This window comes from Bartonella florencae (assembly GCF_000312525.1).
GTDB lineage: Bacteria > Pseudomonadota > Alphaproteobacteria > Rhizobiales > Rhizobiaceae > Bartonella > Bartonella florencae.
Genome location: NZ_HE997451.1, coordinates 576,623 through 603,288, shown reverse-complemented (window position 1 = coordinate 603,288; position 26,666 = coordinate 576,623). Strand labels below are relative to the sequence as shown.

At 37.6% G+C, this 26,666-nt stretch carries 16 protein-coding genes, 1 tRNA gene and 2 pseudogenes; 14 read left to right on the top strand and 5 right to left on the bottom strand.

Features of this window, described 5'->3' with window-relative positions; all coding sequences use genetic code 11:
- The first annotated feature begins 222 nt into the window (after window positions 1-222).
- From BN202_RS02680 to BN202_RS02625, 11 genes and pseudogenes are all read left to right on the top strand, one after another.
- On the top strand, window positions 223-1,854 hold the full coding sequence (locus tag BN202_RS02680) for an ABC transporter substrate-binding protein (protein ID WP_019218987.1): 1,632 nt from the start codon (window positions 223-225) through the stop codon (window positions 1,852-1,854).
- Between the two features lie 900 nt (window positions 1,855-2,754).
- On the top strand, window positions 2,755-4,386 hold the full coding sequence (locus tag BN202_RS02675; RefSeq protein ID WP_019218986.1) for an ABC transporter substrate-binding protein: 1,632 nt from the start codon (window positions 2,755-2,757) through the stop codon (window positions 4,384-4,386).
- A gap of 869 nt (window positions 4,387-5,255) precedes the next feature.
- Window positions 5,256-6,881 carry an ABC transporter substrate-binding protein gene (locus BN202_RS02665; protein WP_019218982.1) on the top strand — a complete coding sequence of 542 codons (1,626 nt, stop codon included), beginning with the start codon at window positions 5,256-5,258 and terminating at the stop codon, window positions 6,879-6,881.
- A gap of 418 nt (window positions 6,882-7,299) precedes the next feature.
- Window positions 7,300-8,727: an exodeoxyribonuclease VII large subunit gene (xseA, locus tag BN202_RS02660; RefSeq protein WP_198005538.1), complete on the top strand. Its 1,428-nt coding sequence runs from the start codon at window positions 7,300-7,302 to the stop codon at window positions 8,725-8,727.
- On the top strand, window positions 8,705-9,331 hold the full coding sequence (locus tag BN202_RS02655; RefSeq protein ID WP_019218980.1) for a DNA-3-methyladenine glycosylase I: 627 nt from the start codon (window positions 8,705-8,707) through the stop codon (window positions 9,329-9,331). The genes xseA and BN202_RS02655 overlap by 23 nt, the downstream gene beginning before the upstream one ends.
- A gap of 599 nt (window positions 9,332-9,930) precedes the next feature.
- Window positions 9,931-10,116, top strand: a complete 186-nt coding sequence (locus BN202_RS02650; RefSeq protein ID WP_019218979.1) for a hypothetical protein — start codon at window positions 9,931-9,933, stop codon at window positions 10,114-10,116.
- Window positions 10,117-10,664: 548 nt separating this feature from the next.
- Window positions 10,665-12,218: an ABC transporter substrate-binding protein gene (locus BN202_RS02645; protein WP_244426400.1), complete on the top strand. Its 1,554-nt coding sequence runs from the start codon at window positions 10,665-10,667 to the stop codon at window positions 12,216-12,218.
- Between the two features lie 110 nt (window positions 12,219-12,328).
- On the top strand, window positions 12,329-13,402 hold the full coding sequence (locus BN202_RS02640) for an ABC transporter permease (protein ID WP_019218976.1): 1,074 nt from the start codon (window positions 12,329-12,331) through the stop codon (window positions 13,400-13,402).
- A gap of 2 nt (window positions 13,403-13,404) precedes the next feature.
- Complete coding sequence (locus tag BN202_RS02635; RefSeq protein WP_019218975.1) at window positions 13,405-14,334, top strand: ABC transporter permease; 930 nt, start codon at window positions 13,405-13,407, stop codon at window positions 14,332-14,334.
- Window positions 14,335-14,413: 79 nt separating this feature from the next.
- Window positions 14,414-15,211, top strand: a pseudogene (locus BN202_RS02630) (ABC transporter ATP-binding protein); the annotation flags it as partial.
- Window positions 15,198-15,980, top strand: coding sequence for an ABC transporter ATP-binding protein (locus BN202_RS02625; protein ID WP_019218973.1), 783 nt, complete (start codon window positions 15,198-15,200; stop codon window positions 15,978-15,980). The pseudogene BN202_RS02630 and the gene BN202_RS02625, both read left to right, overlap by 14 nt.
- Before the next feature lie 589 nt (window positions 15,981-16,569).
- Here the strand turns inward: BN202_RS02625 and BN202_RS02620 are convergent.
- Both BN202_RS02620 and BN202_RS02615 read right to left on the bottom strand, forming a co-directional pair.
- Window positions 16,570-20,336, bottom strand: a pseudogene (locus tag BN202_RS02620) (autotransporter outer membrane beta-barrel domain-containing protein).
- 690 nt (window positions 20,337-21,026) lie between these two features.
- Window positions 21,027-21,100, bottom strand: a tRNA-Met gene (locus BN202_RS02615).
- Window positions 21,101-21,271: 171 nt separating this feature from the next.
- Here BN202_RS02615 and BN202_RS02610 point away from each other — a divergent pair.
- Together BN202_RS02610 and BN202_RS02605 are read left to right on the top strand one after the other, a co-directional pair.
- Window positions 21,272-22,228 carry a Gfo/Idh/MocA family protein gene (locus tag BN202_RS02610; protein WP_019218971.1) on the top strand — a complete coding sequence of 319 codons (957 nt, stop codon included), beginning with the start codon at window positions 21,272-21,274 and terminating at the stop codon, window positions 22,226-22,228.
- A gap of 49 nt (window positions 22,229-22,277) precedes the next feature.
- Entirely contained in the window at window positions 22,278-23,411 is a 1,134-nt protein-coding gene (locus tag BN202_RS02605; protein ID WP_019218970.1) for a DegT/DnrJ/EryC1/StrS family aminotransferase, read from the top strand.
- 176 nt (window positions 23,412-23,587) lie between these two features.
- On the opposite strand, the gene BN202_RS02600 is transcribed toward BN202_RS02605, so the two are convergent.
- Complete coding sequence (locus tag BN202_RS02600; RefSeq protein ID WP_019218969.1) at window positions 23,588-24,238, bottom strand: coiled-coil domain-containing protein; 651 nt, start codon at window positions 24,236-24,238, stop codon at window positions 23,588-23,590.
- A 21-nt stretch (window positions 24,239-24,259) separates the two neighbouring features.
- Window positions 24,260-24,856, bottom strand: a complete 597-nt coding sequence (locus tag BN202_RS02595) for a DUF1134 domain-containing protein (protein WP_019218968.1) — start codon at window positions 24,854-24,856, stop codon at window positions 24,260-24,262.
- Between the two features lie 215 nt (window positions 24,857-25,071).
- Here BN202_RS02595 and chpT point away from each other — a divergent pair, with 215 nt between their 5' ends.
- Window positions 25,072-25,710 (top strand): histidine phosphotransferase ChpT, encoded by a 639-nt coding sequence (gene chpT, locus BN202_RS02590; protein WP_019218967.1) that lies wholly within the window; start codon window positions 25,072-25,074, stop codon window positions 25,708-25,710.
- Window positions 25,711-25,923: 213 nt separating this feature from the next.
- On the opposite strand, the gene ctrA is transcribed toward chpT, so the two are convergent.
- Window positions 25,924-26,625, bottom strand: a complete 702-nt coding sequence (ctrA, locus tag BN202_RS02585; protein WP_019218966.1) for a response regulator transcription factor CtrA — start codon at window positions 26,623-26,625, stop codon at window positions 25,924-25,926.
- Between the last annotated feature and the right edge of the window lie 41 nt (window positions 26,626-26,666).

The window sequence follows — 26,666 nt, the reverse complement described above, 5'->3', positions numbered from 1 at the left end:
CAATAAAAAGCTGTCACTTAATGGTATTATTCATCGTCTATTAGATCATTTTTCGTTGTATATTTTGCTTTATTTTACAGGTGCCGTTAGAAAGGGGACTGTTGTTCGAAGTCTTTGGTATTTTATCTTTAGGAGGTGTTTTTAAAAAGCCTGATCTTTATTTATCTTGCATGTTATTGTTGCATGAGAAATTTACACAATAAACTTTAAAGGGAAAAATTTATGAATTTAAAAAGAAAAATATTAAGAGCGGGTAGTTCTTTTACTTCTGCTGTTCTTGCTCTGGGGATGTTTGTGCAACAAGTTGCAGCAAAAACACCTGCCGATACCCTTGTGATGGCTTTAAATCTTGATTCAATTGAGACTTTTGATCCTGCGCAGATCAATGAACGTTATGGAAATGAAATTGTTGCCAATATTTGTGATAACCTCATCGATTCAGCTAGAGATGATGCAGCTAAAATCGTTCCTTCTTTAGCGAAGAGTTGGGATGTTTCAAATGAGGGTGGGGGAACGGTGATTACTTTTCATTTGCGTGATGGTTTAAAGTTTCATGATGGCCGCCCTGCAAATGCCCATGATCTTGTTTGGGGGATGAGGCGGATTGTTACATTAAAGTTGTCTGCAGCGGCAATATTTAATGAATATGGAATTACAGAACAAAATGTTGATTCTACTCTTCAAGCACCCGATGAGAAGACAGTGGTGATGAAATTTGATAAGCTTTATCCAGCAGAGATAATCCTTGGGCATATTCTTACTACTCGTGTTGCTGCCTTGCTTGATCGTGAGACAATTATGAAAAACGAAAAAGATGGTGATATGGGAAATCGTTATTTGGCAAGTCACGCTGCTTGTGTTGGTCCTTATCAATTAGTGAACTGGCGTTCTGGCGAGGCGATTTTGTTGCGTGCAAGTTCCCATTATTGGGGAGAGGTACCAAAATTGCAGCAGATCCTCATTCGTCATATTGCTGAACCTGGCACACAACGTTTATTATTGGAAAAACATGATATCGATGTGGCTCGTAATTTGATGCCAGAAGATATAGCAGATCTCCAAGCAACAACAAATATTAAGATTGAAAAAGTATTGGCGCCATCTGTGATCATGTGGGGGTTCAATATGACAAATCCCATTTTTGCCAATGAAAAAGTGCGTTTGGCAATGCGCTATCTTATTGATTATGAAACTCTTGGAAAGACTCTTCTGAAAGATGTTGGTATTCCACGGGCAAGCTTTATTCCCATTGGGAATCTTGGTGCTTTGGATGAAAAAGAAGGACAGCCCTTTAAACTTGATCTTCAAAAAGCTAAGCAACTTTTAACAGAAGCAGGTTATCCGGATGGTTTTGAGGCCAATATTTTTGCAGGAAAATCTCCTTATCCTTTTGCTTTGCCCATTGCTCAGTCCATACAAGACAATGCAAAAAAGATAGGTGTGCGTTTTAAAATTGAACATTTTGTAGGGACGCAATTGTTTTCAAAACTTTACGCACGGGGATTTGATACAATTTTTATGGGATGGAATAACGATTCTGCAGATCCTTATACAATGGCTTCACGCCTTGTTTATAACCCTGATAATCGATTTGAGGCTAAAAACACAGGTTATCCTAGTTGGTGTCATGGCTATTTTGATGAAGATATGAATAAAAAGGTAAGAGACGCTTTGTTTGAAAAAGATCCACAGAAACGGGCACAAATCTATGCTGACTTACAGCGCGATTTTATGCAAAAGGGACCTTATGCTTTTATCTATCAGACATATAGTATTATTGCTATGACATCTGATGTTAAGAAATGGGTGTGGAATAGTGCACCACGTATTTTTTATAATGCAATTGAAAAATAAGTATGCCTTAAATGTTGTCATATACAACAATGAATGTGATGATAATAGCTTCGATGTTTTGCATAAGGCTTAAAAACTTTGCAAAATATCGAAGCTTATCGATAAAGTGCATTATAGAATAACTCCAAGAATAGTTTTTTTTTGAGAGAAGGGCTATCTATTTTGATAAAACGAATATAAATAGATATTAAGATTGAATATTTCAATATTAAATGAACTAAAAAAATAATAAATTTGTTTGTTAAAGAAACAGATGCAATAAAGAGAGCAAAATTTAGTGTTTTTAGAAAAAGCGGGGGACTTTAAAATGTGTTGTTGAAAAAATTTGGTTATATGCAGCTATGCGTGGGAATATTAGCTTATTGTGGAGCTAATGCTTCAGATTATATCATCTTTTTTAAAAGATGATAAGACGCGGTTAAGGATGTTCTTTGGTATGGGGGCATGGAAACACTCAAATTTCCTTGTGACCAAGGATGGAAGTGACCATTGTTAACAATAGCGCTTATGAGCATCATCGAAATATTGCCTTATGATTAAGGCGTTTAAACCAACCGAAGTTGGTGCTTTGAAGACTCTTTTTAGAAAATCGCAAAAAGATGTTTGAAGAAGAAGTTTTTTATGAAGTAAAAAAGACCTTCGCTTTGGATATTCAAAGTTATAGGTGTTGTAACATCACCAACAGATAATCATTCACGATGTATTCATCGTTTATCAGGTCGTTTTCCGTTGTATGTTTTGCTTTAGTTTACAGATGTGGTTAGAGGAAGCGCTGTGACTGTTCGAAGGCTTTGAGATTTTATCTCGAGGAGGTGTATTTTCTAAGCCTTATCTTATGATTTCTTGCATGTGGTTGTTGCATGGGAAATTTACGCAATAAACTTTAAAAGGAAGAAATCTATGAATTTAAAAAGAAAAATATTGAAAGGGAGTAGTCCTTTTATTTCTGGTGCTATTGCATTGGGAATGTTTGTGCAACAAGTTGCAGCAAAAACACCTGCCGATACGCTCGTGATGGCTTGGGACATTGATGCGATCAGTAATTTTGATCCTGCGCAGCTCAATGATCGGTATGGTGCTGAAATCGTTGTCAATGTTTGTGACAATTTGATTGATACGGCTAAGAATGATGGAACTAAAATCGTTCCTTCTTTGGCAAAGAGTTGGGATGTTGCAAGCGATGACCAGAGTACGGTGATTACTTTTCATTTGCGCGATGATTTGAAATTTAATGATGGCCGGTCTGCCGATGCCCATGATCTTGTTTGGGGGATGAGGCGGGTTGTTAAATTGAAGCTGTCTAACGCAGCAACATTTAATGAATATGGTATCACAGAACAAAATGTTGATGAGGCTTTTCAAGCACCCGATGAGAAGACAGTGGTGATGAAATTTGATAAACCTTATCCAGCAGAGCTTATTTTGAGCAATATTTCCACTAATCGCACTGCCGCTTTGCTTGATCGTGAAACACTTATGAAAAACGAAAAAGATGGTGATATGGGAAACCGCTATTTGGCAAGCCATGCCGCCTGTGTTGGTCCTTATCAGTTAGCAAGTTGGCACCCTAGAGAAGCGATTTTGTTGCGCGCAAGTTCCCATTATTGGGGAGAGGCACCCAAATTGAAGCAGATCCTCATTCGTCATATTGCTGAGCCTGGAACACAACGTTTATTATTGGAAAAACATGATATCGATGTGGCACGTAATTTGATGCCAGAGGATATAGCAGATCTCCAAGCAACAACAGATATTAAGATTGAAAAAATATTGGCGCCATCGATGATCTTATGGGGGTTTAATATGACAAACCCTATTTTTGCCAATGAAAAAGTGCGTTTGGCGATGCGCTATCTTATCGATTATGACGCTCTTGGAAAGACTCTTCTGAAAGATGTTGGTATTCCACGGGCAAGCTTTATTCCCATTGGTAATTTTGGTGCTTTGGATGAAAAAGAAGGTCAGCCCTTTAAACTTGATCTTCAAAAAGCTAAGCAACTTTTAACGGAAGCAGGTTATCCGGATGGTTTTGAGGCCAATATTTTTGCGGGAAAATCTCCTTATCCTTTTGCTTTGCCCATTGCCCAGTCTATCCAAAACAATGCAAAAAAAATAGGTGTGCGTTTTAAAATTGAACATTTTATCGGTACGCAATTGTTTTCAAAACTTTATGCACGTAGCTTTGATACAATTTTTATAGGATGGAATAATTCTTCTGCCGATCCTCATACGATGGCTTCACGTTTTATTTTAAACCCTGATAATCGATTTGAAGCTAAATACACTGGTTATCCTAGTTGGTGCCATGGCTATTTTGATGAAGATATGAATAAAAAGGTAAGAGACGCTCTGTTTGAAAAAGATCCACAGAAACGGGCACAAATCTATGCTGATTTACAACGTGAGTTTATGCAAAAGGGACCTTATGCTTTTATCTATCAGGTCTATAATGTTGTCGCTATGACACCTTATGTTAAGAAATGGGCGTGGAATAATGCACCACGTATTTTTTATGCTTCTGTTGAGAAATAAATTTTCTTTGTAAAGCATAAAAAAGTATAGTCATGATATCTTCAACGTTTTACATAAGTTTTCAAGCTTTGCAATACGTCGAAGGTTGTGAATAAAAGGGGAATATGTTGCTGAATGCTTTTTCAAGATCTCCATCTTAAAAGAGATTTTTCACTTTCATTAAAGAAGTATTTTTATGGGGGGGAAGACTAAATATTTCAAATCTTCTGAATTGAAAATAGATCAATTTATTTGCTGAAAAAATTAATGCAACAACTGTCGCCGAATTTAACCTTGCTAAAGGAACAGAGACTTTGCAATGTTGAAGAAAAGTTTTGTCTGGGGGGCGAGGAATATTAGGTTTTTATGGTTCTCATGTTTTCTTTTGCTTTCAAAGCCGCTACGATGCATATTGGAGGAGGTTATTTTGCGGTAAGTAATGAAAAAAATCAAAATCCCTCTTGAAGAAGGGATAAAAGTTGTTGCACTTGCCAAGTTGATGAATTTTTCTGTTTTATTGAAATGTCAAATTATTATGAAGATTGTTTACTGTTAGGCACTTGAGCCAACAGGGAGAGTGCTTTGATGACATTAAAAAAAACGTCAAAAGAGAAGAAACACCAGAAATAAAGAAAAGACAAACTTGTTCAAAAAGAGAGAGAAAAAATCTTGTTTTTATTGATGAATATCCATTGTTTATTAGAGTATTTCTCTTTGTACGTTTGGGGGATAACCTAGAGGTGAGAGGAGAAGAAATGGTTGGCAAATTATATTGTCCTTAAGAATTTTAAAACTTTGTCTTTTAAAGCCTGTGGTTTGCTTTGTTTTATTATTTTGCGTGATTTTGCTGCATGGGAAATTTATACAATAAACGTTAAAAGGAGAAGTCGATGAATTTGAAAAGAAAAATATTGAAAAGGAGCAGTTTTCTTGTCTCTGCTCTTATGGCACTTGGAATGGTTGCGCAACAGGTTTTAGCAAAAACACCGGCTAATATCCTTGTAATGGCTTGGAATCTCGATGCCGTCAGTACTTTTGATCCTGCGCAAATCAATGATATTTATGCAAGTGAAATTATTGAAAATATTTGTGATAACTTGGTCAGTACAGCGACAGATGATCCAACGAAAATAGTTCCGGCATTAGCAAAACATTGGGATGTTTCTGGGGATGATCACAGTACGGTGATTACCTTTCATTTGCGTGATGGTTTGAAGTTTAATGATGGTAGACTAGCCAACGCCAATGATCTTGTTTGGGGGATGAAGCGGGCTATCAAATTGAAGATGGGTAATGCTGCAATTTTTAATGAATATGGAATTACAGAACAAAATGTTGATGATGCTTTGCAAGCTCTTGATGAGAAAACGGTGGTGATGAAATTTGATAAGCCTTATTCAGCAGAGTTTATTCTTAATAATATTGTTGCAAGTCGTGCGACTGCTTTGCTTGATCGTAAGACAATTATGAAGCACGCAAAAGATGGCGATATGGGCAATCAGTATTTGAAAACGCATGCTGCTTGTGTTGGTCCTTATCAGTTAAAAAGTTGGCACCCTGGGGAATCTCTTTTGTTGCATGCAAGTTCTCATTATTGGGGACCAGCACCGAAACTGAAAAAGATTCTCATTCGTCATGTTGCAGAGCTTGGAAGACAACGTTTGTTGTTGCAGAAGCACGATATTGATGTTGCTCGTGATTTGACCCCTGAAGATCTCGCAGATTTGCAAAAAACAACAAATGTTAAAGTCGAAAAGGTGTTGGTGCCAACCATGATGTACTGGGGATTTAATACAACAAATCCCATTTTTGCGAAGGAAAAAGTACGCTTGGCGATGCGCTATCTCATAGACTATGAAGGTCTTAACACAAAACTTCTTAAAGATGTTGGTATGCCGCGGGCAAGTTTTGTCCCTCTTGGCAACTTTGGGGCTTTAGATGAAAAAGAAGGGCAACCCTTTAAGCTTGATATTCAAAAAGCCAAGAAACTTTTAACTGAAGCGGGTTATCCGAATGGATTTGAGGCAAATTTGCTCGTCCCTAATACTCTTTATACTTTAGTTCTTGCTCAATCGCTTCAAGATAGTGCAGCACAGGCAGGGGTACGTCTTAAAATTGAACGTATGGCAGGGATGCAGTTGTTTTCAAAGGTGAATGCTCGAGCTTTTGATACGACTTTTATCGGATGGAACAGCGAGTCTACGGATCCTCATACAATAGCTTCACGTCTTGTTTATAACCCAGATAATCGGTTTGAGGCAAAAAACACTGCTTATCCTAGTTGGCAGCATGGGTATTTTGATACAGAGATGAATCAAAAAGTTGAAGAAGCGTTGTTTCAAAAAGATCCACAAAAACGGGCACAACTCTATGCTGATTTACAACGTGATTTTATGCAAAAAGGACCTTATGCGTTTATCTTTCAGCAATATGACGTTGTTGCGATGACACCTAATGTCAAAAAGTGGGTTTGGAGTAGTGCACCCCGTGTTTTTTATAGTAAAATTGAAAAATAAGTAGGCTTTAAATGTTGTAATATACAACAATGAATTGTGTTGTTGATATCTTTAATGTTTTGCGTATGGTTTAAAAACTTTGCAAAACGTTGAAGCTTATCGCTAACAGCTCTCTATGTTGTATAGAGAAGGCGTTTTCAAAATATAGCTCTTTTAGAGAGATAAGTTTTTATGGATGTTAAGATTGAATATTTTCACTGTCGTTGATAGGATTTCGGATGAAATAATAAGCGGATCTCCATAGAGTGATTTTAAGCCTTTATGGTTTTAGTCCTTGGTGATTTTGATCCTTGGTTTGAGGTTAAGGATAAAGGCTGTTCTCTCGTTGATGTCATCGGTATTGGGTGAATAAGTTAAAAATTAAAGATCGCGTTGTTTTAAAACATCCAAAAAAATGGGCGTAAAGAGTTGAAAAATGATAGGTTTGTTTAGTGAAAAGCCAGTTGCAACGAATGTCGCAGAATTTAGTGTTTCCGAAATAGCAGGGGCTTTAAAGCGTGTTGTTGAAGAGAAGTTTGGTTATGTGCGGGTACGTGGGGAGATCTCAGGTTACCGTGGTGCTCATGCTTCGGGTCACGCTTATTTTGCCTTAAAAGATGATAAGGCGCGGTTAGAGGCCGTTATTTGGCGTGGCTTTATGGAAAAGCTCAAATTTCCTCCTGAAGAAGGGATGGAAGTTGTTGCTGTGGGAAAACTAACAACTTATCCAGGATCTTCAAAATATCAAATTGTCATTGAAGCACTTGAACCAACAGGGGTTGGTGCTTTGATGGCTCTTCTAGAAAATCGCAAAAAAAAGCTTGCCGATGAAGGTTTATTTGATGAAACAAAGAAAAAGCCTTTGCCTTACATGCCTCGAATTATAGGTGTTGTAACATCACCAACAGGGGCCGTTATTCGTGATATCATTCATCGTATATCTGATCGATTTCCGCTGCATGTTTTGGTTTGGCCTGTGCGTGTTCAAGGAGAAACAAGTGGGAGCGAAGTGGCTAGTGCTGTTGAAGGTTTTAATGCACTTGCCTCAGAAGGGCTTATTCCAAAACCTGATCTCCTTATTGTTGCGCGGGGAGGAGGAAGTTTAGAAGATTTGTGGGGGTTTAATGATGAAGCTGTTGTTCGTGCTGTTTATGCATCTGCCTTACCGGTTATCTCTGCAGTTGGACATGAAACGGATTGGACTTTAATTGACTATGTTTCTGATTGGCGTGCTCCAACGCCTACAGCAGCAGCAGAAAAGGCTGTGCCGGTCAAGATTGATCTTGAAGTGTATGTGGCCTCGCTTGGTGCACGTTTACGCAAAGGACTTGCACGTTCTTTTGATTTTCATCAACAAAAATTGCGTGCTCTTGTCCGCGCTCTCCCCACTGTTGACCAACTTTTTGCTCTACCACGGCGTGGTTTTGATGAAATTTCCAGCCGGTTACAGCGTGCTCTTCGTGTGAGTTATGATAAAAAACGTTTTTATTTTCATGCGCTAAGTGTTCGTTTGGCACCGCGTTTGTTGAATACTGAAAAAGCTCAACGCAATACCAAGGAATATACGACACGTTTTCATCGTGCTTTTGTGCGCAATGTAGAAAAACAACGTGCGGCGTTAGAGTTGGCATGTAGGCTTTTAAAAAGCACTTCGTATCAGAATATTTTAGAGCGTGGCTTTGTTTTGGCTTTGGGGCAAGACAATAAGCCCATTAAGCGGTTGGTACAGTTTCCTGAAAGTAGACAAATAAATTTGCGCTTTTTTGATGGGGATATCAGTGTTGTGGCACAGGAAACTGCTTCTCGTACACGTTCAAAAAACAAACAGACAAAGCAGTCGAGCGATGATCAAGGAACACTCTTTTGAGATGGTAAATGTGGTGCTTAATGAAGGGCTTCTTAGGGGGAAGGATGGGAAAGTTCGTTGTTCATGGGCGGGAACGGATCCACTTTATTGCGCTTATCATGATAATGAATGGGGTATACCTGTTTTTGAAGATATCCCTTTGTTTGAAAAAATATGCCTTGAAGGTTTTCAGGCAGGGCTTTCTTGGCTGATAATTTTAAAAAAGCGCTCTTCTTTTCGAAATGCATTTGATCATTTTGATTTTGAAAAAATTAGTCATTATGATGAAATAAGGGTGCAAATGTTGATGCAGAATAAAGACATTGTTCGTCATCAAGGAAAAATTCGTTCAGTGCTTAATAATGCATTGAGAGCACAGGAAATTATAACAGAGTGGGGAAGTCTGTCTCATTATTTTTGGTCTTTTCAACCACCACAATCGGAGCGTTATGAAAAGATAGATTTTCAAACCTTGTTGGCGAATCCCATCACTCCTGCTTCTCTTCGTCTTTCTAAAGATTTGAAAAAACGTGGCTGGACATTTGTTGGTCCAACAATTTGTTATGCTTTTATGCAGTCTGTAGGAATTGTTAATGACCATCTTGAAGGATGTTTTTGTCGATAATTGTGTTTTTTCATAAAGAAATGTCGTTTTTATGAGGATTGCAAAAGATTATGCAATGGTATTTTAATCGTTTAAGGTGCTTGTCTATCATTCAATCATTGCTAGTGGGGTGTATAATGGAGAATCTCTGTTAGCGGGGGCAGCAATGTGATTTTTAAAAAGGGGAGGAAAAATCAAAAAGTAATTTTTCAGGAATAGTTTCTAAAATTTTTCACTTGTACAATTATTGCTGAATAGAATCTATACATTGCTTTGAGCCATCATTGATAGGGCTAGCTATATTATATAAGATAAATGACAGGCATTTTATTTATCTTATTCATGCCTATTTATACGGTGTTCGATTATCAAATACTTGTGTTACATTTTATTATCTGATAGCTTTCTTACCAAGAGAGTAATTTCGCTGCGTGTGAGCTTCAATTTTTGTGAGGGTGCTTAAGCTCAGATAGATTTGTTTCCGCTACATTGCTTAGTTAAATCTCTAGAATTTGCCGTTTGGAACGTGAATTACTGCAGTGTGTCGTTTAGTATTTGTTATTGCAAAGTGATGCTGGACGTTGAAATAGGGATCTCTGTCTGTCTTTTGGGGAGCAAATATGATGAATTTTGTTTTGCCAATGAAAGTGCATTTTATTGTGTATTCTTTTATTGGTAAAAGTATTTTTAGAAAGGTAAAATTTAGAGGGGCTGGTATTTTTCATGACAATTTTACCCCTGCCGATTTGTTTGGTGTTGTTGATAACAAGAAAGATTTTTTGCTTAACTTTCAAAAGATTAAATGATTTTTTATGAGCAGAAAAGTTTCAGAAAATATATTTTCTTGCGTTTTTCTGCTTGTTCATTGCGGTTTTGATGGTGTGGTAAAGATGTTTCTTGAAACTCAGTATCTTGGTGGGAGATTGTTTTAAAAGTTTGCACATTGTTATTGTCCTTTTAAATGTAGTTTATAAGGAAGAGAATGGTGAACCCGTGAATTTTCGCGTTATGATTGTTCAACAAGGCTTATAGTTTGGTCAATCGATGTGGGGAATGCCTATCGCTTCATGGAAGTGTGAAGAAGTATTGGGATGCAGGTGGAATGCTGGTTGGTGGGAGTTATGTGGCATGTTGCTCTATTTTCGTTGAGATTAAGCGAGTGACTTTAAAAGTAAATGCCTTTGTATAGATGATGAATACGCGTTTATGCAATCTTTGGGTGTTATAAATAGGCCGTATTGTTTCAGAATAATGAATTGATACAAATAAATTTTAAAAGGAAAAGGCTATGAATATAAAAAGAAAAATATTGGAAAGCAGTACTTCTTTTGTTTCTGCTGTTTTTGCACTGGGGATGTTTGCGCAACAAGTTTCAGCAAAAACACCTGCCGATACGCTTGTGATGGGTTGGAATATTGATTCCATTAGTAGTTTTGATCCTGCTCAAACGGTTGAGGTTGTCACGAGTGAATTGTTGACGAATATTTGTAGTGCACTTGTGCAATATGATAAGCATGATCCCACAAAAATTCGTCCGGCTATGGCACGATCTTGGGATGTTTTAGATAATGGTAAAAGAATTGTTTTTCATCTTCGCGATGATTTAAAGTTTGATGAAGGAAGGGCGGCGACGGCACAAGATCTGGCATGGTCGATGCAACGGATTATTAAGTTGGGATTGAGCTATGCTCAATCTTTAATGGATTACGGGTTTACCAAAAATAATGTCGAAACAAATATCCAAGCTCTTGATGATAAAACTTTACAACTCAAATTAGATAAACCCTATCCTATCCAACTTATATTGACTGTTATTGGACAATCCTATGCTTCTGCTTTGCTTGATAGGCAAACAATTGAAGCAAAGAGCATTGATGGTGATATGGGCAATAAATATTTAGCAACGCATTCGGCTTGTGTTGGGCCTTATAAATTGGCACGCTGGTCTCCTGGAGAGAAGGTCATATTAGAGGCAACCCAAAATTATTGGGGAGATATCCCTAAAATTAAGCGAATTGTTGTGCAGCATGTTGCAGATTCAGCAAGTCAGAGATTTCTTTTAGAAAAAGGTGATGTGGATATAGCCCGTGATCTCTCTTCAGAGGATGTTTTAGATATTGAAAAACAGGGAGGACCGGTCAAAATTAGCCGTGTTTTGCGTCCGCAGATCGTTTATCTATCGCTGAACAATAAGAATAGAATTTTTGCTGACGAAAAAGTGCGTTTGGCGCTTCGTTATTTGGTTGATTACAAAGGTCTTGGTGAAACTGTTTTAAAGGGCATTGGAATTCCGCGTGCAACTTATATGTCTTTAGGTGTTCCTGGCGCTTTGGATGAAAAAGAAGGATTGCCCTTTAAATTGGATTTGAAAAAAGCACAACAGTTGATGAGTGAGGCTGGTTATCCTAACGGTTTTAAGGCTAATCTTTTAGTGGGTAGCCTTAGTTATATGTCTTCTGTTGCACAGTCTATTCAAGCTAATGCGCGTAAAATTGGTGTTGAACTTACCATTGAAAAAATGGCACAAAATCAATTGTTGAGCCGTGTACGTGGTGGAAATTATGATACTGCACTTATGGGGTGGGGGAGTGCTGATCCTGACGGGCACCCTGCTTCATTAAATCATGTTTTTAATCCTGATCCAACATTTACAAAAAAGCATAATATGTATCTGGCTTGGCGCGCTGGATATTATGATGAAAATATCAATAAAATGGTGATGAATGCTTTGTTTGAAAAAGATCAAAATAAGCGTCTTTTGCAGTATCGTACTTTACAGAATTATGTGCTTGAACATGGTCCTATGGTTTACTTATTTCAGACATATTATACTGTTGGTATAGGACCTGCAGTAAAAAAATGGGTTTGGAATAGTTTTAGACTTTACTACAACGATACTGAAAAATAAAAACAGGCATTTTGTTGAGAAAGTTTAGAGAACGTGCTTGATTAGTATTTTCTTAATTCTATAAAAAGGTGTTAGCTTTATGTTTGGTAGCTATGGAGGGGGACATTATAATGGTTTTGCCATTTTCAGACGCTGAAAGAGCGGTCTCACAGAAGCAGAAAAAAATGTTCGTATGGGACTTTTTTTTCAAGGTGTTAAAGTTGCTTATTTCAGTTTTTTTCACGCTGCTTGGTTTGGTGACGATTACTTTTTTTATTGGTCATCTTCTCCCTTTAGATCCCGTTCTTGCTATTCTTGGTGATAATATCAGTCAGGAGGCTTATGATGCAATGTTTCATAGGTTGGGTCTTGATAAGCCATTGATTGTCCAGTATTGGAACTACCTTCGTAATGTATTTTTGTTTGACTTTGGAGATGCTTTAACGTCTGGGCGTCCTGTCTTGGAAGATATTAGACGCGTATTTCCTGCTACGTTAGAGCTTGCTACCGTTGCTATTGTGATTGGCACGAGCCTTGGGATTCCATTTGGTGTTTTTGCGGCAATGTATCGCGATTCATTTATTGATTACTTTGTTCGTGTTTTTACACTTGTGAGTTATTCTACTCCAACATTTTGGCTTGGACTCATGGCGTTATTAGTATTTTATGCTAAACTTAGCTGGGTTGGTGGCCCAGGACGACTTGATTTTCTTTATGAATATTCTTTTGAGCCCAAAACAGGATTTTTTCTTTGGGATACTATTCGTCAGGGACAGTGGGAAGCTTTTAGAAATGTCTTTGGTCATATTATTATGCCTGCTTTAATCCTAGCTTTTGGCGCTATGGCTTATATTAGTCGTATGACTCGTGGATTTATGATTGATCAACTCAATCAGGAATATATCATTACGGCACGTGTCAAAGGATTGTCGTGGGCAAGAACTGTTTGGGGGCATGCCTTTCGAAATGCTGCTGTTCAGATTATTACTGTTGTTGCGCTTTCTTATGCTTTCTTGTTAGAAGGCGCTGTGTTAACAGAAACTGTTTTTGCTTGGCCTGGCTTTGGACATTATTTGACGAATGCTCTTTTAGCCGGAGATATGAATGCAGTTGTTGGATGTACACTGCTGGTGGGGTTTATTTTTGTCGCTATTAATTTATTTTCTGATTTTCTTTATCGAATCTTTGATTCAAGGACACGTTGAATATGACAACAATTCATCATCATAAATCGCAGTCGTCATTTTCTTTGGGGCGTTGGTTAAATGCAGCTGTTCCAAGGTCAGCATTTCAGGCAAGCGTACAGAGAATTTATCATGCATTGATCAAGTTTTCGGGTAATTTTTCAGCTGTACTCGGTCTGATTATTATTTTTCTTATTGTCTTATGTGCAATTTTTGCTCCTTGGATTGCTACCGATGATTTTGTTAGCAATAATCTTGCGCATCGATTGCAGCCACCCTCTCTGGCGCATTATTTCGGGACAGATGAATTGGGACGTGATATTTTTAGTCGTATCATTTTTGGTGCGCGTATTACACTTTATGTTGTTTTTCTCACAACAATTATTGTAGGACCAATAGGACTCATTGTTGGCACTGTCTCTGGATATATAGGGGGATGGGTTGATACTGCTCTTATGCGTATTGTTGATATTTTTCTCGCTTTTCCAGCGTTGATTTTAGCTCTTGCTTTTTCAGCGGCTTTGGGACCAGGTATTGAAAATGCATCGATTGCTATTTCAATTGCAGCATGGCCACCAATAGCACGTTTAGCACGTGCTGAAACTTTGACAATACGTTCATCTGATTATGTCTCTGCCGTTCGTTTACAAGGGGCATCTTCTTTGCGGATTATTTTGTTTCATGTTGCACCTATGTGTATTCCTTCAGTGGTCGTACGGTTAACATTAGATATGTCTGGAATTATTTTAACGGCTGCTGGTCTTGGTTTTTTAGGTTTGGGAGCTCAACTCCCAAGTCCTGAATGGGGGGCAATGCTTTCATCCGGTCGTGAATTTATGATGACAAATTGGTGGTTAGCAGCGATACCAGGTTGTGCAATATTGCTAGCAAGTCTTGCCTTTAATCTTTTAGGTGATGGGCTTCGTGATATATTGGATCCGCGCAATGGATAAAAAATTATTAGAGATAGAAGATTTACGTATTGCTTTTCCTACAAGGCATGGCATTGCAGAAGTTGTCCGCGGTGTTAGCTTTTCTGTGGGAAACGAAAAAATTGGAATTGTTGGCGAATCTGGCTCTGGAAAATCGATGACTGGGCGCGCAATACTCAAATTGAGCCCCAAAGTGGCTATTGTTAAAGCTAAAAAAATGCGCTTTGATAATATCGATTTATTGCATGCAAGTGAACCTCAAATGCGAACTATTCGAGGTAAACGTATTTCAATGATTTTACAGGATCCTAAATATTCACTTAATCCACTCATACGGATTGGGGAACAGATTATGGAAGCTTATCGTATCCATTACCGTGTTTCAAAAGCTGATGCACGGGAGCGGACAATTTCTATGTTGGAATCTGTTCATATTCGTGATCCAGAGCATGTGATGCGCCTCTTTCCTCATGAAATATCAGGTGGTATGGGACAGCGTGTGATGATTGCGATGATGCTTATTCCAAAACCTGATTTAATTATTGCTGACGAACCAACTTCTGCACTTGATATCACAGTAAGACGTCAGGTTTTATCAGTGTTGGATGAGCTTGTTACCAAATCTGGAACCGGACTGATTTTCATTAGTCATGATTTAAATATGATTGCTGATTTTTGTGATCGTGTTTTGGTTATGTATGCAGGTCGTGTGTTAGAAGAATTGCCTGCATCTGATTTATCGCGCGCGTGTCATCCTTATACTAAAGCTCTGTTAGCGAGTTTGCCACGGCTTGATAATCCTGTTGATGTTTTGGCAGTTCCTGAACGCGATCCTGATTGGTTGCATAATCCTACGATTGTTAATGGTGTTGAGGAGGTTCCTCATGGCAAATTGTGAGAATATTATTGATGTTTCTAATTTATCTGTAACGTTTGGGCATAGGCACAAGGCAGTAACGGTTGTTAAAAATGTCAACTTTCATATTAAGCGTGGTGAAGCTTACGGTTTGATTGGTGAATCAGGATGTGGAAAATCGACTATTTTGAATACACTGGTTGGGCTTATTCCAGATTATAGTGGGCGTTTTATTTTTGATGGAGAAGAGGTCGCAAAAAAAAGAGATAAGAATTTTCTACGCCGTATTCAAATGGTTTTTCAAGATCCTTATGCATCCCTTCATCCAAGAAAAATGGTCCATACTGTTCTTTCTGAATCTCTCAAAATCCATGGAATGGATAATCAAAAAGAAAGGGTAGAGGATGCTTTAGATTCCGTTGGCTTAAATTCTTCATTTCTTTATCGTTATCCCCATGAGTTATCTGGAGGGCAACGCCAGCGTATTGCTCTTGCACGTGCTTTAATTATTGAGCCAGAGGTTTTGCTGCTTGATGAACCAACATCGGCATTGGATGTGTCAGTCCAGGCGGAAATTTTAAATTTGTTAAAATCTTTGCGAGAAGAAAAAAAGCTTACCTATTTGATGGTTTCGCACGATCTTGCTGTTGTTGCTCATATCTGTGAACGGGTGGGAATTATGCATAAAGGGATTATTCTTGAAGAGCTTAGCAATGATGAGCTGCGTAATTTACATGCACAACATGACTATACAAGGGAGTTTTTTGAAGCCAGTATTGAGCCTATTGTCCATAGAGAACAAAGGGTGTGATCCATTTTCCAAAAGAAAAAACACAATTTTTTGTTTTGAAACTTCTGGAAATATTTGGCGATATTGGTAAAAGGGGAGTGAGACAATAGGATTTTTTACTATGAATTTACTGAGCAGTTTTAAAGTTATAATATTTAAAATCCTATAAGAACTTCTGTTGTGAAATATATAACTGACTTATAGCATGCATTCTTTGTCTGATATTATTCTACTGTTTTTTGCTTATCATTTTATGTTCAGGATTTTTGTTTTGGGATTTTGAGCATTAAAATAACAGAAGAGAATAATGGCAGTATTTTCTGGAAAAGATTTTCACTATTTTACAATGTGTCTTATTGTTAGTTGTTCTCTTTTTACAGTTTTAGGCATTATTCATTGAAAATATGCTCAGCTTTATTTTTTATAAAAGAAGAATTTTTTGTAAAAAAAATTTCAATGGTCAATGAGAGTTTTCAAATATTTTGTTGTTTTCTATTTTTAAAAGCGCTTAAAAAAACAGGCTTATCATAAGCCAAAAAGGCAACACGTTGTGCTGCCTTTTTTAATGAAGTATACAGAATAACAATACATCTGTTGTTAAAGTTTTGCCTCAAAACTGATAGCGTAGCCCGCCTGAAAAACTTGCACCACTTATCCCCGTTTTCTGAAGTTTTTGTTGATAACTGACATCACCATGAAGGGAGAGGTTCGTGGACAATTGTGCATTGATGCCAACACCGCCTTCAATTGCAGGTCCCATAGGATTAAGGTCAAAATCTCTTCCAATATGAATGCTCCCATCATCACCAAAAGTTTTGATCAAGTTGACTTTTCCATAGAAAGACATAGGATGATTGTTTTCAGTGGCAATGGTTTTGGTCAAACGTCCGCCAATACGGATCATCCATTGATGAGGATTTTACATGTCAATGGTAAAGTGATCGGCATCTGAAATTGTATCAAACATCAAATGTTGATAGGCAAATTGTGCTTGAGGTTCGAATATTATGCCTTCCATTCCGGTGGCAAATTGTTTGCCAACAGTTGTGGAGATTGTGAATATCTTGGCATTTTTCAATTTTGCGGTTTTGCCAATGAGAGCATTGGCGATTTCTCCTTTTAGGATGCCATAGGATAACAGTGTATCAAGATAGAAACCATTGTCATGTTGTAGGGTGCCATAGGCTGTGAGTGACCACTTATCAATGGTGCTCTTGGCTGCGTCTTTCATATCCTTTGGAGTGAAAGAGAGCTGTCCGTAGGTTCCTACAAGACCGAAATGTGTTGTGGTATTGTGTCCTTCTATCGCGGTGAAGTTGACACCTCCTTGAAGAGCAGCGTAGCGAAGATCAGCTCCATACCCATATTTAAGAGGTCCCCGCGCAGATGATAATGTTCCTGTGCTTCCATAGGTGTATAAGAAGAAGCTGTTCTGTTTTCCTTGTTGTTTTCTCAACACAGATGTTCTGAGATTAGCTAACAATGCGCTTTGCTCAGACATATCGGTCAATCCACTATAAAAGAGAGCATTTGGCATAACCAAATACTTTGTATTTATGGCACGACAGTTTTTACTTTTGAGTTATTATCAAGAAGTACTGGCTGTAAGCGAAAATCCCAAAACTTTTTATTTTCTCCTGAAAGATTTTGTTTACCATTGTTTTTACTATGGTTTGACATTGTTTCATAAGCTTTCAGTATATATTTATAAGGTGAACCATTTATTGTGATATAGCCATTTGCCAGTTTAAAAGAGTTCAGATTTGCTTTTCCAAAAACTTGAATCAGTGAAAAATCGTGCATATTGCTAGGAGTAGAAGTATTTGCTTCAATATTGTTCTTTTTTAAATGTCCAGTGACATAAACCAATGTAGTGCCTGAAACATCACCATGAATCAGAAGACGATCGGTTTTTTGCTCTGTTATTGGCTTGCTATCATTCCACAAAGTATTGAAAGAAATCTGTGCATTGCCTGTTGCATTATAGACCGCTTTGGTAACTGGTTTTCCAGAACCTATATGCAATGTGTGGTAATGTCCTTCTATTGGTTCTGCAAAAACAATAGAGCTGTTATTGAGATTAAGAACAGAAACATCAGAACGTGCTCTTTGAGCAATATCGAGCAGCTTGCCATCAGCATCTTTTTCTTGTGTACTGGTTTTCAATGTCCATTTTGTATTGTTTTGCAGATCAAAAACTGTTTTGAAATTTTTTTCAAAGTCTACTCTACCCTTTAAAACAGAATGATCGGCATTGAGTGTAAAGGCAGAATTATTTTTTTTAGCTGAAGCTTTGGTTATCAATAAAACATCAGCATGGATTTCTGAATTTCTGAGATTCACTTTACCAGTTGATTCATTTGCATTCATTCCAGTACCATTTTTGATACGAAGTTTTGTATTGGTCAAATTAACTTCTGCTGTTTTATTGTTGTTAGATTTTTCAAAAGCTATCCCCCTGTTTTCTGCTGTTGCAGAAACATCTCTCACATCAATATGTCCATTATTACTTACAACAAATGCATCTTTTTTCGCAATGACTGTTCCTCCTATCATGGTGATGGTGGATTTTGAGTCTTTTGCATAGAGCCCACTGTTATCAGATGATGTAATTTGAGCATTGTCAGTTAAAGTAATAGTGCTGCCTTTTAGGGCATATATTGCTGCACCTTTTGCGCTAAATGATCCTCCAGAAACGGTTATTTGAGAATCATTATTTGAAACTATGCTATTGTTTGTTTGCTTAACCGTTACATCTTCTAAAGTAATCTTACTTCTTCTTGCAATTATTCCATTGATTAGTAGTGCATTGTCCTTACTATTTAGTATTGTTACATCTTTCAGTTTGTTATTGCTCTTATTTTTTAAAAGGTGAACGCCAGCTTCGGAACTCTTAATGGTTCCTCCGATCATTTTGATTGTGCTATCGTTTTGCGCATCAATTCCGATTTTAACATTACTAATTGTTGTATTTCCAAGCAATTCAATCACACTGTTAGAGCCAGAGGCAGCTGCACCAGCAGCTACACCGCTGCCATCATTCGTTGCTTTTAGAGTAACATTTGTGACCGTAATATGGCCACCTCTGTCTGCTTCTAAGGCCGTAGATTTTCCTGTCACGCTTCCTGTTGTCATTGTGATCTTGGATCCAGCACCTTCTGCATAGAGGCCTCCTTCATCATGGGATGTAATTTGAGCATTATCGGTTAAGATGATGCTACTGCCATTTTGAGCACATATTGTTGCATAGCTTGAATCAAATGATCCTCCAGAGACTGTTATCTTAGAATGATTATTTGCAATTATGCTGTTGCCTGTTTGAGTCACTTTTACATTTTTTAAAGTAATCCTACTTTCTTTTTCTAGAAATATCCCTTTGCCTGAATTTTTCTCTTTACCGGTCGATATTGTTACATTTTCCAGCTTATTTTCATCGCTTTTACTATTCACAAAGCCAACGCCAGTTGCGGAAGCCATAATGGTTCCTCCAACCATTTTAATTCTGCCACCATTAATTGCTATAAGCCCAACTTCAGTATTTTTAATCGTTGTGTTTCCATACAATTCAATCATACTATCAGAGATAACGGCTGCTGCACCGACCCCATGGCCATTTGTTGTTAGAGAAACATCCGTGACCTTAATGTATCCACCGTTTTCTGCAAGTAATGCTTCTTCTCCGGATACTTTTCCCCCCGTCATTGTGATGGTAGAATGTAAACCATTTGCATAGATTCCTTTGCCATTTGATGATGATGTAATTTGGGGAGCGCTTTCTTTACTGTTGATTAAAGTAATTTTGCTGCCGTTTTCAGCATATATCCCTACGTCTTTTCCCTCAAATGATCCTCCAGAGATCATTATTTGAGATTGATTATATGCAACTATGCCGTGTTTTGCTTGTGTAACGGTTACATTTTCTAAAGTGACGTTACTTTCTTTGTCAGTAGCTATTCCTGTAATAAGAGTTTTTTTATTTTTACTGCTTGATATTTTCACATTTCTTAGCTCGTTTTTATCACTCTTGCTGTTCGAGAAGTTAGCGCCTATGCGAGAAACTGTAACAGTCCCCCCGATCATTTTCAGTGTAGCACCCTCTTTTGCTTCAAGACCAAATAAAATGTCAGAAGCAGTTCCTTTAATTGTTGTGCCATCCAGCAATTCAATTGCAGTGTTAGAGCCTTCAGCTATTATAGCGTATGCATCGTTTGAGTGTGTTACTGTTAAATGCTTACCGATGATTTTACTGCCATTTTTTGCATGAAGTGCATCATAGGTATTTCCATGTATTGTTACGGTTTTTCCATCAAAAACTTTAAGAGACTTAGCATGTGCACTCAATTGAACATTAAACAGTATAATTGCTGCTGTTGCCATAGATGACAGAAGGGATTTTTTATACACGAATACTCTCCTTTTAATGCCCCTAATATTCACTTCCCCGCAGTCTTCAAAAGAAGAATAGAATATATATATATTGATTTTAATAATGCATAAATTTGATAGTTTATTTTGCTTTTTTTGTCAAAATTAAAGTTGAATTTATAGTTAAATACGCAATATTTAATTTAGCAAATAATGTATTTTTATTATAATTTAAAAATAAGTTTTTCATTTTTAGTGAAATATTATAAAGTGATGATATTTTTATTGATAGCAAGATATACTTTGATATCAATATTTGGTTTATGCTTAAAGAAATAGAAAAGAGCAGTATTTTAAAAGTTGTATATTTTCTAAAAAGGGAAGAGCTTCTATCGTTTTAAAGTCAATAAAGAATAATTTTTTGTGTGTAGTTTGACTTTATGTTTTATACTGGGTGAGAAAAGATGTGATTAAGGTGGAATCTGTGATGACTCATTGTTCTTATCTACATTTTTGATTGGGTAAACTATGTATCAAACGAGTCTTTGAAAGCAAAAATGAGAGAAGGCTTTGAGGTTTTTTAAAAAGAGCTTGGTGCATCCTTTGAAAGGAATTAATATAAAACTTAATGTTAAAATATATAAAACCTGCCGACAAGTTACAATTATCTTGAAAAATATGGCAGAACTTTGAGAAAGACGGTAGCGGAGGAGGGATTTGAACCCCCGACACAAGGATTATGATTCCTCTGCTCTAACCTACTGAGCTACTCCGCCGAATTTGATAAATAAGATTGCGATTTATCTCACCTTCTGCGGATATAAGAGGTAGAATAGTAAGATGTCAAGCATCGTTTTTAAGCTTTTTGCTTGTCATTCTATTTTATCCTCGATATGAAGTATAAGAAAATATAATTTTCATATGATGAGATGGGGTAAGGCATAAAAATGGTGCCACGTGTAGCGGTTTTAGGATGCGGTCATTGGGGTGAGAATCATATACGAACACTTCAAAGTCTCGGGGCTTTAGCAGCAGTTTCTGATATTGATAGTTCTCGTGCTGTAAGTTTTGCAAATATGTACAGCGTTGATGTTATTACGCTTGATGATCTTTTTACGCGTAATGATATTGATGCGCTAGTGGTGGCTTTGCCTCCACAATTTCATACAGAAAATGTTTTGCGTGCCGTCAAAAATGGTAAAGATGTATTGGTTGAAAAACCAATCGCTTTGAATGTTGCGGATGCTGAACAGCAAGTGCAAGTTGCTCGCCAATGTGAACGGATTTTAATGGTAGGGCATATTTTACGCTTTCATCCTGCTTTTGAAAAAATGTGCGAATTGGTGGAACAGGGAGAATTGGGGGAGGTGCGCTATATTTATTCTCATCGGTTAGGTTTTGGAAAATTTCATACACAAAGCGATGCTTTATGGGATCTCGCGCCTCATGATCTCTCAATGATTTTGGCTTTGACAGGATGTGAACCTTCTGAGATTCGGGGTGATGGGGCTGCTGTCATTGATCAGTGTTCTGATTTTGCCCATATTCATATGACTTTTCCCAATGGTATTCGTAGCCATCTTTTTACTTCGCGCTTATGTCCTTATCGTGAAAGGCGTTTAACGGTTGTTGGAACAAAAGCTATGCTGGTTTTTGATGATATGGAGCCATGGAACCGTAAATTGGCGGTGCACCGTTTTGCTGTTTGGAAGAAGAAACAACGGTGGGCTTTTAGTACTGATGCGCCAGATTACATTGATGTGTGTGAGGATTTGCCGCTTACTTGTGAATTACAGCATTTCTTTCATTGTATTAAAACACGTCAATTACCTCGTACAAGTGGTGATGATGCGGTTGCTGTTTTACGGATTTTAACTGCTGCTCATCTCGATTATCAAAAATAAAAGAGATAGGAAGCACTTTTACATTATTGTGATGACCAATGGAGTTAGTATGCAATTCATTGACCTTGGGGCGCAGCGTGCGCGTATTGAAGACAAAATTAATTCTGCAATTGCGCATGTGGTCGCGAGTGGTCAGTATATTTTGGGACCAAAAGTAACAGAATTTGAAGAGCGCTTAGCAGAATATCTTGGCGTTAAGCATGTGGTTGCTTGTGCTAATGGAACGGACGCTTTGAAGATGCCTCTCATGGCAAAAAATATTGGTCTAGGGGATGCTGTCTTTTGTCCTAGCTTCACGTTTTCTGCAACTGCTGAAGTTGTCGCTTTGGTGGGAGCGGAACCTGTTTTTGTAGATGTTTTGCCTGATACATTCAATATCGATGTTGAAAAACTTTGTGAAGCAATCGAAATGATTAAACAAGAGGGACGCCTTAAACCAAAGGCAATTATTGCTGTTGATTTGTTTGGACTTCCTGCTGATTACGCAAAAATTGCTCATGTGGCGGCAAAGGAAAATCTTTTTGTTATTGAAGATGCAGCTCAATCGATGGGGGGAAGAAGCGGTAATACTATGTGCGGCGCTTTTGGCGATGTGGCTGCGACAAGTTTTTATCCTGCAAAACCATTAGGTTGTTATGGTGATGGAGGCGCTATGATGACCAATGATGATCATTTGGCAGAACTTTTACGTTCAATCCTCTTTCATGGTAAAGGCGAAACGCAATATGATAATGTGCGTATTGGTATGAATTCACGTTTAGATACTATTCAAGCTGCAATTTTGTTAGAAAAGCTTGTTATCTTTGAAGAAGAGATGGAAAAACGGGTGAAGATTGCTCAATATTATTCCAACCATTTACGAGATGTTGTCGCAGTTCCAGAAGTGGGAGAGAATGTTCGTTGTGCTTATGCACAATATACGCTTAAAGTGAAAGATCGTGACAAATTAAAAGACTATTTACAGAAAAATTCTATTCCTACAATGATTTATTACAAAACTCCATTGCATCAACAGCCTGCTTATGAACATTTTCCTTATGTAAAAGGTTCTCTTTCTGTCTCGCGGTCTTTAGGTGATCATGTTTTAAGTTTGCCAATGCATCCTTATTTGACACAAAATGAGCAGGACATGATTATCGAGAAAATAAGAGATTTTTATCTTCAAAGCTATGAATGGGTTTAATTTTCTGATCTCTGGGAGAGATTTGGGGCTTGTAATAAAAAGATAAAGCCAAAGTTAGTAGCTATACTGTTAAGAAATCCTCTTATATCAATATAATAGCAACAAAATTTGTATTGTAGGAGATACAGTTGGCTTTTAACAATATGGATGTTCTTTTCAATCACTTTAAAAAACACTTAGGTAAGGGGTGCTTTTTTTGTAGAGGTGATTTTTTGGCAAATACGTGAAGCTAAATCGTTTTTGTTTTTGGAATTTTTGACCAATGCGTTGATAGGGGATGTGTCTCCTTCTTGTAGTGCTATTTGAGCAGCTAATGTTGCTGCTAATTCCTTTGTTTCTTCACGCAGTTCATCTAAGAGTTGTTGATTTTCCAAGGAGTTTAGATCATTGGTTGGAATTTTTTGTAAACGTTGCTGATAATGTGCAATTTTTTCACGCATAGTTTTAATTTCTCTGATGAAAGTGTTTGTTGCCACAAGACTCTGTTTGGTTGCAATAGCTTCTTTGGGCGAAGTGGCTGCGTTTTGCGGGGAGAGATATAAGCGATAAAGTTGTTCTGTTGCTTGACTCAGTTGTATTTTCTGTTGTGCGTATTTTTTTTGCAAAGATTCATATTTTTGTTCGTTCTGTGCAAGTTCTACAGCGTGTTGTGCACAAAGAAAATCATAGTTTGCTTGTATTTCAGTGAGTGATAAGGGAATTTGTGCAGAAACACCCTTATGCGCAAAATAAACAGCTCTACGCCAAATAAAAGGGGCAAAAAGCACCAGTAACCAAGAAACAAAAGCTACTCCAAGAATAAAAAAAAGCAATGATTGGATAAGCATAAATCCCCCTTTCAACTCCAATTAAAATGGATTCCATGTCGGTTTGGGTGTTAATTTTAAATATCCCACATTGATGCCAAGTCGTGCGCCAATACCGGTGCGTATCGGAATAAGCAGGACATTGTGGCGTCTTAGGACATGAAAACCAACACCTGCAATTAAATAGGCCGAACCTGAAAGACCAGCATAGCGTCCCCATAAATTATTTATATTATTAAGATCGTAAACTAAAATCATGAGACGAGAACCTTGGCCACCAAAGTCCCATCCTACAGAAGGACCTTGCCAAAAAACCTTATGTTGGCCGTAGACCTTTGTGAAAAGTGTTCCTTCGCCATAGGTTAATCCAGCAAAAAAGGCGCCAGAAGCTTCTTCCCCTAAAATATAGGCATTTGGATAACCATATCGTGAGAAGATATTTTGGATTGCTGATGCTACACCACTGGTCGTCTTTCCAAAAAAAATATGACCAGAATCGATAATTTCTTGCAGGGAATAATGGGGGCCGCTTTGTTCTACCGGCCGGAGTTTTGCATTTGCAGTGTTTATGGTGGCAAATAAAAGGAAGAGGAAAGCTATAATGTTTTTGTACCAACGTGTTAGATGAAAGAGAGCCATAAAAATTTTCCCTTTTATGAGTTACAAATGAAATTATAATATTAGCATTTTCATTCTATTCAGATAAAAAACAATATGTAAGATTTTTTAAATTCTCAAATCTTTTTTTGAAAATTTTTTAGCGTGATTATCAAAAACTTCTCTATCTATGCATGAGATGTTAAGAGTTTTGTTTTAAAAGGAAGTTTTTTCAATCTTAGGAGTTTTCAATAACTATGACATTAGCTCTCTCTTTGAAGCCTACAGATTTAGCTGCTTTGCTTTGTAGTCGTATTTGCCATGATTTGATTTCACCTGTTGGGGCTATTCAAAATGCTATGGAGCTCTATGATGAAGGAGGGGCTGAAGAAGATGCTTTGCAATTGGTTCGTTGGTCCGTGGCCAATGCTTCTGCGCGTTTACAATTTGCACGATTGGCATTTGGTTTTGCAGGAGCTAGCGGGGGACAAATAGATACACGTTTGGCTGAGCAAGTGGCCCAACAATATATGAAAGAAGAAAAAGCAATTTTAAAATGGCAAGTTCCCCCTCTGCTTTTACCAAAAAATGAAGTGAAGCTTTTGCTTAACTTGTTATTGATTGCAAACGCAACAGTCCCTCGTGGAGGAGAAATCGTTGTTATGATTGTGCAGGATGAAAATAAGCGTTCTTTTCAATTTGAAATCTGTGGTAAATCTCTCCGTATTCCTGCCCATTTTATTGCTTTATATAACGGAGATATTCAGGAAGAACTTATTGATGCGCACGTTATCCAATTTTATTATACTCTGTTACTTTCTCAGATGACAGAGATGAAAATAAATATCAAGGAAACTGATTGTTGTGTTATTTTGGAAAGTATCAAGGAATTTTGAATAAGATAAAAATGCTGAAGCTGCATTCGGAAAAGATGGCTGAGATCGTATCTGTAAGCGGTGAAAGTGTTATCCTTAACAGCGAGGGTTAAGTTTTTTAAGCTTTAAGCATTTTCTCTATATGAAGAGATTCTTAGTGTGCGAGCCTTTTTGCAACGGAAAAAATCTCGGCCCGCTATACTCCGAGATTTTACAATGTGGCATTTTCACTGCTTAAGCGGTCTTGCGTACGTCCTCTTCAATTGGATCACGTAATACATAACCACGTCCCCAAACTGTATCAATGTAGTTTACGCGAGAAGATACAGCTTCCAATTTCTTGCGTAGTTTGCAGATAAAGACATCAATAATTTTAAGTTCTGGCTCATCCATTCCACCATAGAGATGATTAAGGAACATTTCCTTGGTGAGTGTCGTGCCTTTGCGCAAAGAGAGAAGTTCTAGCATCTGATATTCTTTACCAGTTAAATGAACTGGACGCCCAGCAACTTCAACGGTTTTTGCGTCAAGATTAACGGTGAGATCACCGGTAACAATAACAGATTGTGCATGCCCTTTGGAGCGGCGAACAACTGCATGAATACGCGCAATGAGTTCATCCTTATGGAAGGGTTTTGTCATATAATCATCTGCACCAAAGCCAAAACCACGCACCTTATCTTCAACGGCATTCATACCCGAAAGGATAAGGACAGGAGTTTTTATTTTCGCCAATCTTAGGGTTCGCAGAACATCATAGCCTGACATATCGGGCAAATTTAAATCAAGCAAAATGATATCATAATCATAAAGCTTTCCTAAATCGACCCCTTCTTCACCTAGATCAGTGATATAAACGTTAAAATTTGCAGACTTAAGCATAAGCTCAATGCTTTGAGTCATCGCTTTATCATCTTCAATTAATAATACGCGCATTTTAGATCCCTCACTTTGCCCCTTGCGAATCAGAAGGGCAC

Coding starts and splice junctions, on each gene's coding strand:
- BN202_RS02680 (WP_019218987.1), top strand. CDS start 223: ATGAATTTAAAAAGAAAAATATTAAGAGCGGGTAGTTCTTTTACTTCT.
- BN202_RS02675 (WP_019218986.1), top strand. CDS start 2,755: ATGAATTTAAAAAGAAAAATATTGAAAGGGAGTAGTCCTTTTATTTCT.
- BN202_RS02665 (WP_019218982.1), top strand. CDS start 5,256: ATGAATTTGAAAAGAAAAATATTGAAAAGGAGCAGTTTTCTTGTCTCT.
- BN202_RS02655 (WP_019218980.1), top strand. CDS start 8,705: ATGATCAAGGAACACTCTTTTGAGATGGTAAATGTGGTGCTTAATGAA.
- BN202_RS02650 (WP_019218979.1), top strand. CDS start 9,931: ATGATGAATTTTGTTTTGCCAATGAAAGTGCATTTTATTGTGTATTCT.
- BN202_RS02645 (WP_244426400.1), top strand. CDS start 10,665: ATGTTTGCGCAACAAGTTTCAGCAAAAACACCTGCCGATACGCTTGTG.
- BN202_RS02640 (WP_019218976.1), top strand. CDS start 12,329: ATGGTTTTGCCATTTTCAGACGCTGAAAGAGCGGTCTCACAGAAGCAG.
- BN202_RS02635 (WP_019218975.1), top strand. CDS start 13,405: ATGACAACAATTCATCATCATAAATCGCAGTCGTCATTTTCTTTGGGG.
- BN202_RS02625 (WP_019218973.1), top strand. CDS start 15,198: ATGGCAAATTGTGAGAATATTATTGATGTTTCTAATTTATCTGTAACG.
- BN202_RS02610 (WP_019218971.1), top strand. CDS start 21,272: ATGGTGCCACGTGTAGCGGTTTTAGGATGCGGTCATTGGGGTGAGAAT.
- BN202_RS02605 (WP_019218970.1), top strand. CDS start 22,278: ATGCAATTCATTGACCTTGGGGCGCAGCGTGCGCGTATTGAAGACAAA.
- BN202_RS02600 (WP_019218969.1), bottom strand. CDS start 24,238: ATGCTTATCCAATCATTGCTTTTTTTTATTCTTGGAGTAGCTTTTGTT.
- BN202_RS02595 (WP_019218968.1), bottom strand. CDS start 24,856: ATGGCTCTCTTTCATCTAACACGTTGGTACAAAAACATTATAGCTTTC.
- chpT (WP_019218967.1), top strand. CDS start 25,072: ATGACATTAGCTCTCTCTTTGAAGCCTACAGATTTAGCTGCTTTGCTT.
- ctrA (WP_019218966.1), bottom strand. CDS start 26,625: ATGCGCGTATTATTAATTGAAGATGATAAAGCGATGACTCAAAGCATT.